11 protein-coding genes, 1 tRNA gene and 1 riboswitch are annotated in these 11,429 nt (G+C 28.6%); of the genes, 5 read left to right on the top strand and 7 right to left on the bottom strand.

The genetic code is table 11. The features are described from left to right. Positions 1-90: 90 nt before the first annotated feature. Both L1S49_RS17000 and L1S49_RS16995 read right to left on the bottom strand, forming a co-directional pair. On the bottom strand, positions 91-1,173 hold the full coding sequence (locus tag L1S49_RS17000) for an IS1 family transposase (protein WP_238906608.1): 1,083 nt from the start codon (positions 1,171-1,173) through the stop codon (positions 91-93). A gap of 253 nt (positions 1,174-1,426) precedes the next feature. Beyond that, positions 1,427-2,797, bottom strand: a complete 1,371-nt coding sequence (locus L1S49_RS16995; RefSeq protein ID WP_238906607.1) for a M28 family metallopeptidase — start codon at positions 2,795-2,797, stop codon at positions 1,427-1,429. Positions 2,798-2,926: 129 nt separating this feature from the next. On the opposite strand from L1S49_RS16995, the gene L1S49_RS16990 reads away from it, so the two are divergent. Both L1S49_RS16990 and L1S49_RS16985 read left to right on the top strand, forming a co-directional pair. After that, complete coding sequence (locus L1S49_RS16990; RefSeq protein ID WP_238906606.1) at positions 2,927-5,095, top strand: Tex family protein; 2,169 nt, start codon at positions 2,927-2,929, stop codon at positions 5,093-5,095. A gap of 59 nt (positions 5,096-5,154) precedes the next feature. Next, positions 5,155-5,274, top strand: a riboswitch (FMN riboswitch). Positions 5,275-5,384: 110 nt separating this feature from the next. Further along, positions 5,385-5,960 carry an ECF transporter S component gene (locus L1S49_RS16985; protein WP_073022608.1) on the top strand — a complete coding sequence of 192 codons (576 nt, stop codon included), beginning with the start codon at positions 5,385-5,387 and terminating at the stop codon, positions 5,958-5,960. Between the two features lie 93 nt (positions 5,961-6,053). Here L1S49_RS16985 and rimI read toward each other — a convergent pair whose 3' ends face one another. From rimI to tsaE, 3 genes are read right to left on the bottom strand one after another with little or no spacing between them, the layout of a single operon-like run. Next, positions 6,054-6,509: a ribosomal protein S18-alanine N-acetyltransferase gene (gene rimI, locus L1S49_RS16980; RefSeq protein WP_238906605.1), complete on the bottom strand. Its 456-nt coding sequence runs from the start codon at positions 6,507-6,509 to the stop codon at positions 6,054-6,056. Beyond that, a complete protein-coding gene (tsaB, locus tag L1S49_RS16975; RefSeq protein WP_238906604.1) occupies positions 6,509-7,213 on the bottom strand; it encodes a tRNA (adenosine(37)-N6)-threonylcarbamoyltransferase complex dimerization subunit type 1 TsaB in 705 nt (234 codons plus the stop codon). The genes rimI and tsaB overlap by 1 nt, the downstream gene beginning before the upstream one ends. Next, positions 7,210-7,671 (bottom strand): tRNA (adenosine(37)-N6)-threonylcarbamoyltransferase complex ATPase subunit type 1 TsaE, encoded by a 462-nt coding sequence (tsaE, locus tag L1S49_RS16970; RefSeq protein ID WP_238906603.1) that lies wholly within the window; start codon positions 7,669-7,671, stop codon positions 7,210-7,212. Before tsaE ends, tsaB begins: the two co-directional genes overlap by 4 nt. A gap of 176 nt (positions 7,672-7,847) precedes the next feature. On the opposite strand from tsaE, the gene L1S49_RS16965 reads away from it, so the two are divergent. Further along, positions 7,848-8,741, top strand: a complete 894-nt coding sequence (locus tag L1S49_RS16965; protein ID WP_238906602.1) for a zinc ABC transporter substrate-binding protein — start codon at positions 7,848-7,850, stop codon at positions 8,739-8,741. 63 nt (positions 8,742-8,804) lie between these two features. Further along, a tRNA-Trp gene (locus L1S49_RS16960) sits at positions 8,805-8,879 on the top strand. 107 nt (positions 8,880-8,986) lie between these two features. On the opposite strand, the gene L1S49_RS16955 is transcribed toward L1S49_RS16960, so the two are convergent. Both L1S49_RS16955 and L1S49_RS16950 read right to left on the bottom strand, forming a co-directional pair. After that, positions 8,987-9,172: a Spo0E family sporulation regulatory protein-aspartic acid phosphatase gene (locus L1S49_RS16955; RefSeq protein ID WP_021800516.1), complete on the bottom strand. Its 186-nt coding sequence runs from the start codon at positions 9,170-9,172 to the stop codon at positions 8,987-8,989. A 29-nt stretch (positions 9,173-9,201) separates the two neighbouring features. Beyond that, positions 9,202-9,609: a hypothetical protein gene (locus tag L1S49_RS16950; protein WP_238906601.1), complete on the bottom strand. Its 408-nt coding sequence runs from the start codon at positions 9,607-9,609 to the stop codon at positions 9,202-9,204. A gap of 177 nt (positions 9,610-9,786) precedes the next feature. On the opposite strand from L1S49_RS16950, the gene L1S49_RS16945 reads away from it, so the two are divergent. Beyond that, entirely contained in the window at positions 9,787-11,271 is a 1,485-nt protein-coding gene (locus tag L1S49_RS16945; protein WP_238906600.1) for a diguanylate cyclase, read from the top strand. Positions 11,272-11,429 lie beyond the last annotated feature (158 nt).

Here is an 11,429-nt window from a genome sequence, read left to right as displayed (position 1 = left end):
TGTCGTTTTATGGCTAATGAGATTTTATATACTTACTTCAACTTCTTATAACATTGTTGGAAATAAAAGTTGGTAAAATTTGTGCAGATGTTAAAACTCACAAACAGCCTCATGACAGAAGTTTGTATCTCTCAAAAGTTCTCCTCTATAATTCACAATTTTAAAATCTTCTGCCCTTAGCTGCTTCTTCCCTGTAATAAATTTTTTCAGCAGCCCAAGGGATATATTAGTTTCCTCCAAAGTTATAACAAACCAATTAATATAAAAACTTAAATATTTACTTGCTACATTATGAAAACTCTTAAGAAATTTCTTAAATTCTCTGCCTCTTTTTATAATTTCCTTATTATGCATACCACATGTATTTAAAATTACAAGTTTTTCAAAATATTTTGTATTAAAACCCATTGAACCATCTACAATAACTTTCATGTTATTGTCCTTTGCAAAATAGAAATATGTCCAGTTTCTTGGAGTAGCTATATAGCGGCTTTTTTCATCAATAATTGGTTTTAAAATTGTATGTAGTATTTCTCCATTAATAAGTGATTTGCTAGACGGCTTAATAAACTTATTATCTTCTATATCTTTACAGTTTAGTATTATTATATTTTCCCTTTTAAGAATTTGTCCATTCAACATATATCTTTCCTTATCTAGCCTGGTCATTGAGAAATTCTTGTTAATACTGTGATTTCCTTTAAAACTCTCCTTTAGTCTAATTTCATCTACTTCTATATTAAAAAGCTTTTTATTCATTATCCTAGTACCAATAACACTTAAAATTTTATGCCTCCAGTGAAAGGAAGTTTTTAAGTCAATATTTAGAATTTCAGCTATCTTCCTAAGCGTAAGCTTTTCCTTTATACAGAACATGTACTTAATCCACATATCTATTGGTTTTTTGCTGTAACTTAATGGGGAGCCGGTTATATCTGAAAAGTTCTTACAACACTTTTTGCATCTATACCTCTGTATTCCTTTTTTACTTTTGCCATATTTAATTACGTTCTCGCTATTTTTACAAACAGGACAATCTTTATTAACTTCTACTTTAAATACATTTTCAGCATTTTTAATATCTTCCTTCGAATATATATATTCTTCTTTTATTTCAATAGATTTGTTATAAAAATATTTATCAATTATCTCTAAAATTTTATCATGGTTCAAAGAATTCATCTCCCTAAAAAGATTGTTTCTTTGAATTATTGCCTTTTAAACTCATATTAAATCACTAAATATAAGTCTAAATTCTCAATTGTCCTAAATATCTCTACCAACTTTTTGTTCCAACAATGTCCTATGCATTTAAAGTATCTGTACAGAATCCTTGCAGACAAAAATCGACAGTTATCAAAATCTATAAATAAAAGAAGTACCACTAATGTTTAAAAGTTGTTTTTAGTAGTACTTCTTCCTGTAGCTATTTATTTAAGTTTTTAGTTTTTAAATCTTTATAAATTAAATATATAGATAAGAATGAAAAAATCAAAAATCCCCCTAAAGATCCGTAGAAAAGTCTGGAGTCATAAATTGTGAAAGTAAAACTACCATAATAGTTAGACAGTATATATTTATATACAAGATCATAGGTTAAATTAATCCCATGTGAACTAGTATATTCATAAGTATCATTAGGAGTATGAATGTTAGAATAATCCTCAAAGCCTAAAGTAACTCCATCGATACCTAAAGAGTTAAAAGGGGCATGATCTGAAACATCTTCAAATTTTTTTACATAGTAGACTTTATTATTTTCTAAAATATTTGATAAGTCTTCTATAAGTTCAGAATTACGCACATATTTACCTGAAATTATAGATAAAGAAGTATCCTTAGTTGAAGCCACCATATCAAAGTTTATTAATTTGGAGTCCTTAATAGAATCTAAATTGTTTGTAGAGAAATCTTGAGAACCTAGTAAACCAAATTCCTCTCCGTTTAAGGCTAAAATAATTATATCTCTATCAGGTTTAGGTAAAGAAGCAAGATTTTTAGATAATTCTAATAAAAAAGAAATTCCTGAGGCGTTATCTAAAGCACCTGAATATAGGTTTCCACCTAAATCAATTCCTAAGTGATCAAAGTGAGCAGATAATATAAGAGGAGGCAAAGTAGAATCTCTTCCTTTAATTTTTCCAACTATATTTGGTATATTTGTATCAACAACTTCCATAGGTATGAAGCAATCTAAAGTATAATCTTCTCCAAGTTTATCTAAGATTTCATCGTAGACCTCTTTAGTGATAGAAATATACATGCTGCAAGGAGAGTTATATAAAAATGAACTTCTAAAATCACTAGAATTGTCAGAAACATATAACATAAAGGAACCTTGCGAATTTTGGATTACTATACTTTGAGTAAAAATATATAATTTACTATCTCTAAATTTTTCACCAAATGAGAAGGTATTTTCCTTAAAATTCAATAAATCTTCTTTAAAATCTACACCATATTTAAACTCTTTATATACATTTCCACCTGGGGATTTAAGGATTAAACTTGGTGAACCATTTATGAGCTTAGGTGCCTTAACTTTAAACATTTCTCTATAATCATCATTATAGCTATTGATAGAACTATTCCTAAGTTCATTTATTATATATTCTGAGGTTTTAATATTTCCCTCACTTCCAGCAAGCCTTCCTTCGTATGTAGAAGAAGAGAGCTCTTTTATATTATTTAATACATTATCAGTATCAAAAGGTTTGTATGTAAGTTTAAAATAGAGTGAGATTGAAAATAATGTTAAGAAAAGGAGACTTATAAAAGCCCAAATATATTTTTTCATGTTAAACCCCTTATGTAAAAACTATATAAATACATATGATATTTAACCAAAATCTATGACAAGGGGAAACTTGATTATATGAGGATTATTATTATAATAATATATGGAGTAAATTTTTAGGAGGAGAAAATGAATAACATTAATGAAGTATTAAGTAAAGAATTAAATATAAGTTTAAAGCAGGTAGAAAGTGTAATAGAGCTAATAGATGGAGGAAACACTGTACCTTTTATAGCTAGATATAGAAAAGAAGTTACTGGTGGGTTAACGGATGAAGTTTTAAGAAAATTTTCTGAAAGATTAACATATTTAAGGAATCTTAATGAAAGAAAAGAAAATGTAATAAGGATTATAGAAGAAACAGGAAATTTAACTGAAGAAATAAAAGAAAAAGTATTAAAAGCAGAAACTCAATCAGAAGTTGAAGATATATATAGGCCATTTAAGCCTAAGAAAAGAACTAGGGCAACAATAGCTCTAGAAAAAGGGCTAAAGCCATTAGCTGACCTTATATTCACAGGTGAATTTAAGGGGAATCTACTAGATAAGGCTAAAGAGTTTGTTGATGAAGAGAAGGCTGTTTTAAATGAAGAAGAAGCATTAGCAGGGGCTATGGATATAGTAGCAGAACAAATTTCAGACAATGCGGATTATAGAAAATGGCTTAGAGAATTCTTATTTAAAGAGGGTGTACTTGAAACAAAGGGGGGTTCAGAAGAACCAACTCCTTATGAAATGTATTATGACTATTCAGAGCCTGTAAGATTTTTACCTTCACATAGAATATTAGCTATAAATAGAGGGGAAAAAGAGAAAATATTAAATGTAAAAGTAGTAGCTAATGAAGAAAAAATAATTACTTACCTAAAAAATAGAATACTTAAAGGTAATAGTGAAACAGATAAGTATTTAGAAGAAGCCATAAAAGATTCCTTAAAAAGACTTATATATCCTTCTATTGAAAGAGAAATAAGAAGTGAATTAACAGAAAAAGGTGAAGAGGGAGCTATAAGAATATTTAATGAAAATCTTAAATCCCTACTTATGCAATCCCCTATAAAAGGAAAAGTAGTTATGGGATATGACCCAGGCTTTAGAACAGGATGTAAAGTAGCTGTTTTAGATGATACTGGTAAATTTTTAGAGAAGGCTACAGTTTATCCAACAGTACCTAAAAAGGATGTAAAAGGAACTATAAAGGTTTTAAAAGAGTTAATAAATAAATATGGCGTTGACGTAATATCATTAGGAAATGGTACAGCATCTAGAGAATCAGAAGAAGTGCTTGCAGAAATGATTACTGAAATCAAAAAAGAAACAGGTAGAGATGTATATTACTGCATAGTTTCAGAAGCAGGTGCATCAGTTTATTCCGCATCAGAACTTGCTCAAAAGGAATACCCTGATTTAGATGTAACAATAAGAGGTGCTATATCAATAGGAAGAAGACTTCAAGACCCTCTAGCAGAACTTGTTAAGATAGACACTAAATCCATTGGAGTAGGTCAATACCAACATGATGTGGCAGTTAAAAAACTTGATGAATCTCTAAAAGGAGTAGTAGAAGATTGCGTAAATAAGGTTGGCGTAGACTTAAACGTTGCGACCCCATCTTTACTTAGTTATATATCAGGAATAAATACCTCCATTGCAGCTAATATAGTAGCATATAGAGAAGAAAATGGAAAATTCAAAAATAGAAAAGAACTTTTAAAAGTTAAAAGATTAGGACAAAAAGCATATGAGCAGTGTGCAGGGTTCTTAAGGGTAATGGAAAGCAGCGAGCCTCTAGATAATACAGCTGTACATCCAGAGTCATACGTAACAGCTAACAATCTTATAAAAGAATTAGGATATTCGAAAGGTGAACTTAAAAAAGATTCTTTAACAGATATTGAAGGAAGAGTTCAAGAAATAGGAATAAAAGAACTTGCAGCAAGACTTAATGTAGGAGAGCCTACACTAAAAGATATAGTAGGAGAACTTAAGAAACCAGGAAGAGATCCAAGAGAAGAACTTCCAAAGCCAATATTTAAATCAGGAGTAATTGATTTAAAAGATTTAAAACCTGGAATGGAATTAATGGGAACTGTTAGAAATGTATCAGACTTTGGAGCTTTTGTAGATATAGGAGTTCACCAAGATGGATTAGTTCATAAATCTCAAATGGCTAATAGAAGAGTAAATCACCCCCTAGACATCGTTAAATTAGGAGATATAATTAAAGTTAAGATTCTAGAGGTTGATGAAAAAAGAAAAAGAATATCCCTGTCCATGAAGGATGTTTCACAAGAATAAAAAATATCTTGTCAAAAATTAAACTTGGATATATAATAAAGACAAGAAGAAAAAAATTAAATTATCTTCAGGGCGGGGCGTAATTCCCCACCGGCGGTATAGCCCGCGAGCTAAGTTTTTTAGCATGATTCGGTGAAACTCCGAGGCCGACAGTATAGTCTGGATGAAAGAAGGTAGTAATTAGGATTACTTAGTTATTATGCCCTGAATCTTATGATTCAGGGTTTTTGTTATTTTTTATTATCCTAATATTGCCCAGGAAGATATATCTTTAGGAGGCGTATTATAAATGAACGATTCAAGATTAAACAAACAAATTAGGATTGCACTATTATCAGGAATAGCTTTTGTACTAATGTATTTTGATTTTCCACTACCATTTTTTCCACCATTTTTGAAAATTGATGTATCTGATATTCCAGCTTTAATAGGAGCTTTTTCTCTAGGACCAGTAGCAGGTATAGTTATAGAACTTATTAAAAATATTCTTTATACCTTAATTAAAGGATCATCTTCAATGTTTATAGGAGAGTTTGCGAACTTTGCTATAGGAGCTACTTGGGTGTTTGTAGCAGGATTTATATATAATAGAAATAGAACTTTCAAGACAGCAATAATAGGTTTAGTTTCATCAGTATTAGCAATGACTGTAATGGCAGTATTATTAAACTACTTTGTATTACTACCTATGTATGTTAATGTTTTTAAAGTTGATTTAGGTGGAAGCATAGGAAGTTTTATTGCAGTAGCAACAGTACCATTTAACATTTTAAAAGGAGCTATTTCATCAACTGCAACAGTATTACTATATAAACCAGTGATTGCAGTAATAAACAGACAGTCTATAAGAACAGTAAAATATTAGATTAAAAATAAAAAACCTCGGATATTCCGGGGTTTTTATATTTGTCCTAATATTATAATGTCCTAATATTATAATATTAGGACATTAGGACATTTATCTTTTCCACATTATAAGAGCATCTTCTTTATTATCTTCATAGTAGTTTTTTCTAATTCCTTCTTCAGAAAAACCTAATTTTTTGTATAACCACTGAGCAGGAAGATTAGATACTCTTACCTCTAAAGTTATTTCTTTTGCACCTCTAGCATAAGCCTTATCTAAAAGCGCATTTAATAAAGTTTCACCTATACCTTTACATCTATAATCTGGATGAACCGCTATATTAGTAATATGAGCTTCTTCCAATATCACCCATATACCTCCATAAGCTATTACTCTGTTGTCCATAATAACAACTAAATAAGAAGCTAATTTATTTTTTAGCTCTCTTTTAAAAGAATCATAGCTCCAAGGAATGGGAAATGAAAAAATAGAAATCTCACATATATCAACAAGATGTTCAGAAGTCATGTCTACAATTGTGAATTGTTTAGAATTAAATTCATCCATTACTCTAATCCTAATTTCCTTTCATACTCTCTTTCAGCTTGGGATTTCCTTAAATAAAGAGGTATTGAATTATTAATATCATCTTTTTCACCATTTAAAAGTCTAGCAAGACCTAATTCTCCTAAAGAAGAAGCTCTTGTGTAATTAAGATGAAGAGGAGGAAAAACCGCTTCCTTTTTTAAATCCTTAAGCTCCACCTTATATTTTATTGTTCCATCACCTATAAAAAGAACCTGTTCATTATATTCATTTAATATTTCAGAAAGTTCTTTAAGAGAAATAATAAGGTAATCAGAAAGCCTTGAAAGCTTACCATCTATATTCTTATATAAAGCTGTATAGACATTACCCCTTAAAGCATCCATAACAGGACATATAATACCAGTAAAGTTAAATACGTTATAAGCTAAGCCATCTAGGTTTGAAATAGAAACAAAAGGTTTATTTATACCTAATGACATACCTTTTATGGTAGCAAGACCTATTCTAAGTCCAGTAAAGGAACCAGGCCCTTCAGAAATAACAAAACCATCTATATCCTTTATCTTTAAATTATTATTTTTAAGTAAAGTTTCAATCATAGGTAAAAGCAATACAGAATGTTGCTTTTGATAATTTAAATTATATTCACCCAAAACTCCATTTTCATTTAAAAGTGCAACAGTTGCAACAGCTGTTGAAGAATCTACACTTAATATATTCATAGTTTTAACTCCTTTATGTACGAATAACCTTCCCCATAAGGCCTGATAGCTATTTTTCTATATTCATCTCCTAAGTGTGGAAGTTTTTTAATGCTTATGTGGACAAAATTTTCTGGAAGGATATCCTCTATGTAGTTAGCCCATTCAATTAGACTCACACCATTACCAAAAATATATTCATCAAAACCTATAGCCATAATTTCATCAGAATCATTTACTCTATAAACATCAAAGTGGTAAAGCGGAAGTCGTCCGCTATTATATTCATTAACAATTGTAAAGGTTGGGGAAGTAATATGCTCAGATATACCTAGACCCTTAGCAAATCCTTTAGAAATATGGGTCTTACCCGTTCCTAAATCTCCAGTTAAACAAAATACATCACCAGCCTTAGCTAATTCACCTAGCATATAGCCAATGTGCATAGTTTTTTCTACAGAATCAACAATAAATTCCATAAGTAAACTCCTTTTCTTTAAAGTATCTTCTTACTATTCTATCCAACTTCGTAAAAAAAGAAAAGAAGTAAAGAGTGAAATAATTAAGAATTTATTAAATGTTAGGAATATCCTTTGAATATAATAATACTATGTAATACAATAAGAAATGTAAGTAAATAAGTCGGAGGAAAATTATGAAAAAGATTACCTTTGGGATGTTAATTATAAATCTTATAGCATTTATAGTTTTATCCATATATCCAAAGATGACTTTATCTAGTAAAGCAAATGAGTCTACTAAGCTTAGAGAACCTTTTTTTAATATAATGACATCTAATAAGTCAGTGTATTTAATGGTTAATGAGCTAGTTAAAGATAAACATAACGTAGAATATTTGGCGAAAGACCAAGAAGAAATAAAAAGCTTTACTTTTGATGAAGATGTGATAAACAATATTTCCAATATGGATTTATTTATATATACAGGCAAAAATTTTGAACCTTGGGCTACTGATTTAATATCAGAATTAAAAAAAGATAAGGTATCAGTTGTAGATATTTCAAGAGGTACTAAGGCATTAACTGTCGAAGGTGGAAATGAAAATCCATATTATTGGATGGACTTTGAAAACTATAAGATAGCTTTATTTAATATTAAAAATGAGCTTCAAGCTTATGATCCTAACAATAAAGAATACTATGAGACTAATTATAATGATGTTATAAAGGGCTTTGAAGAAGCATACCTAGATAAGCTAACTGTATTTAAGAATTTAGAAAGTACAGACTTCTATTATGCTGACTATTCCTTAGAGTATTTTAGTAAATATATAAACAGTAAAGTACAAGCATTAGATAATAATAAGATAGATAAGCTTATAAAATCTAAAGCTCATAATAAGATAGTGTTATATAGTGATGATAAACAAATTGATAAATATAGAGAAACTCTAGAGTTAAATAATGTTCACTTAATAAAAGTGAAGTATTATAGTGAAGATAAGGATTACGCCCATACTTTAGAAGAGGCTATAGATGAGCTGTTTAAAAGTTTAAACCTAACTTTAGGCACTAAAAAGCTAGAATGAAAAAATATTTAATAAATATCTTGCAAATAAATTAGGATTATGATATTATAACTATTGTGTCTTAGGGGTATGGCTCAACGGTAGAGTAGTGGTCTCCAAAACCATTGGTTGTGGGTTCAAATCCTACTGCCCCTGCCATATATGTCCAGCAGAATTATTCTGTTGGATTTTTTGTTTTAAAAAAGCATAGGGATATAAATTTAATATAATAAAACCCAAAAAAGCTGGATGAAAATCCAGCTTGTTTATTTTTCTATCTTATTCATTTTTAATTTCATATATTCTACTATAAGCTCATCTAAGTATTGACTTAACTGAAGGCGAGGAGCTTCCTCATCGCAAGTAACGCTAATTTCGTTAAGGGTATCTCTAACTTCTGATATATACTTATCTAGCTCAAATAGATTTTTTTCTATTTTATCCATATCCATATACACCTCCATGGGTATGCATAGTTGTATTAAAGCGAGTTATTATTACCAAAGACTCCATTAACAGTTGTATCATTTAGTTTATCCACTATACTTTTAAAGTTAGGCAATTTATTAGACATATCTCTATTTAAACTTTTAAATATTTCCACAATATAAATGCTATCATCTATATTTATTGGACATGATAGTATAAGTAAAACCTCTTTACCCTTATTCTCTAACTTCGCGAAAAGATTATTGTTAGTAAAAGCTTTGCTGCAAACACAATTTTTACATGGAGATTCATTTTCAAAATGCTTGTAGCAAGGTATATTAGAGTATTCCAATGAATCTGAATCAAAGACTAATTTATTTATGGGGTCAACAATTCTTATATAATCATAAAAGCCTTCTATAATGGACAATTTTTTAAAAATTTCTTTTAAAATGTTCATATAAACAATCGAGCCTCCATAAGATAATAAATAGTACTATAATAATATTATATATGTAAACTAGCTGATTTACAATATATCCTAGAAATATAAGATTTTTTTAATGGATTATAGGATATTACTAATAATATAGTACTATGTTATAATCTAGTTACTTGGATAGATAGGATTGATTTTATGGAATGGATAAAGAGTTTTTTTAGCTACAATATAAGAAATATTGACTATAACTTAGATGAAAATAAAAATAGAGTCAATAAGGAATTTGAAAAAGAAAATAACAACTTGATTTTACTTAGAATAAAATTTGTATGTATAGCTATAATTATTTTGAGTGCTTATTATGTCTATATAGATTTTGTAACCTTTAAAGAGCTGGAGGATACATATTATCTTAGAAATCTTAGAGTTATGCATTTTATAATAATTTTAGGGTGTTTTTTATATTTAGGTATTTATGAGTTTTATTTAAAAAAGAATAGGAATGTTAAGGATAAACATATATCTTTTGTTATTAAAATATACTTAATTTCAACTTTATTGGTTGGGATGTTATCATCTTTAAATAGTCAATATCTTACAGGGAATATAGATTCATACATTATAGTTTGTGTCCTTGTTGCAGCAGCACTTCCTTTGGAACCAATATTTATGTTTTGTACTTTTTTTATAAATCACGCTATATTTATAGTAGGTTTAAGTTTAATTGTGCAAGATAAATATGAATTGGCAACAAAAGAAATTAATTCAACTATTATGGTCATAATGACGTACATATTAGTAGTTATTTCATATAGATTCAGAAAAGATGATTATTACAATAAAAGTAACTTAGAAAAATTATTTGAAATAAATCCTTATCCATTAATTATAGAAAGATTTAAGGATGGAAAAATCATAAAGGTTAATAAAAAAATACTAGAATTTTATGATATATCTTTAGAAGAAAGTAAAAATTTAACTGAAGAAGACCTTTATTCTAACAATGAAGAGAGAAATAATATTATAAAAAGGTTAGAAAATGAAGGTAATATATATAATTACATATTAGAACATAAAACCAAAGATGGCTTAAGTAAATGGGTTATTGCTAATTATGAGGTTATTAACTATAGAGGAGAAAAATGTATTCTCTGTGGAATGACTGACATAACAGAACTAAAAAAGATGGAAGCTGAATTAATAAAAAATGCAGCTACAGACATTTTAACCGGAGTATACAATAGAAGAACAGGGATGGAGATATTACAGAAAAAACTTATCTCAGATTCAAAAGAATTTTTAGAATTAACCATATGCTTTATAGATATAAATAAGTTAAAGTATGTAAATGATAATTATGGACATTCAGAAGGGGATTACTATATATCAACAGTTTGTAAAGTATTGAAAAGTGAAATAAACAAAGATGATATTCTCTTTAGATTTGGTGGAGATGAATTTATAATTGCCTTTATAGATAAGTCCTCAGAAGAAGTTGAAAAGATATGGACAGATATAAATCTTAAGTTTAAAAATATAAATAATTCAAACCACAAACCTTATGATATAACAGTAAGTCATGGAGTATATCAATATAATTCAAATATGCAAATCACATTAGAAGAGATTATACATTTGGCTGATGAAGAGATGTATAAAGATAAATATTGTAAGATATAATAGAAAAAATTGTTTTGAAGAGCTACCTAGATTGGTAGCTCTTTTTGTTTAATACTTTTAAAAAATAGCTTGCTAAAAAATAGTAGAAAAGCCAAAATGCCTATTGAAGAATTGAAGAATTGAAGAATTGAAGAATTGAAGAATTGAAGAATTGAAGA

The organism is Clostridium sp. YIM B02506 (assembly GCF_022324845.1).
Classification (GTDB): Bacteria; Bacillota; Clostridia; order Clostridiales; family Clostridiaceae; genus Clostridium_T; species Clostridium_T intestinale.
Note: the sequence above shows the minus strand (reverse complement) of the source record. Positions and strands in the feature narration are given on the sequence as shown.

Bases quoted from the DNA above. Each gene is read 5' to 3' on its own strand.
- tsaB (WP_238906604.1), bottom strand. From the start codon at position 7,213: ATGAATATATTAAGTGTAGATTCTTCAACAGCTGTTGCAACTGTTGCA.
- L1S49_RS16995 (WP_238906607.1), bottom strand. From the start codon at position 2,797: ATGAAAAAATATATTTGGGCTTTTATAAGTCTCCTTTTCTTAACATTA.
- L1S49_RS16945 (WP_238906600.1), top strand. From the start codon at position 9,787: ATGGAATGGATAAAGAGTTTTTTTAGCTACAATATAAGAAATATTGAC.
- L1S49_RS16955 (WP_021800516.1), bottom strand. From the start codon at position 9,172: ATGGATATGGATAAAATAGAAAAAAATCTATTTGAGCTAGATAAGTAT.
- tsaE (WP_238906603.1), bottom strand. From the start codon at position 7,671: ATGGAATTTATTGTTGATTCTGTAGAAAAAACTATGCACATTGGCTAT.
- L1S49_RS16985 (WP_073022608.1), top strand. From the start codon at position 5,385: ATGAACGATTCAAGATTAAACAAACAAATTAGGATTGCACTATTATCA.
- L1S49_RS16950 (WP_238906601.1), bottom strand. From the start codon at position 9,609: ATGAACATTTTAAAAGAAATTTTTAAAAAATTGTCCATTATAGAAGGC.
- L1S49_RS16990 (WP_238906606.1), top strand. From the start codon at position 2,927: ATGAATAACATTAATGAAGTATTAAGTAAAGAATTAAATATAAGTTTA.
- rimI (WP_238906605.1), bottom strand. From the start codon at position 6,509: ATGGATGAATTTAATTCTAAACAATTCACAATTGTAGACATGACTTCT.
- L1S49_RS16965 (WP_238906602.1), top strand. From the start codon at position 7,848: ATGAAAAAGATTACCTTTGGGATGTTAATTATAAATCTTATAGCATTT.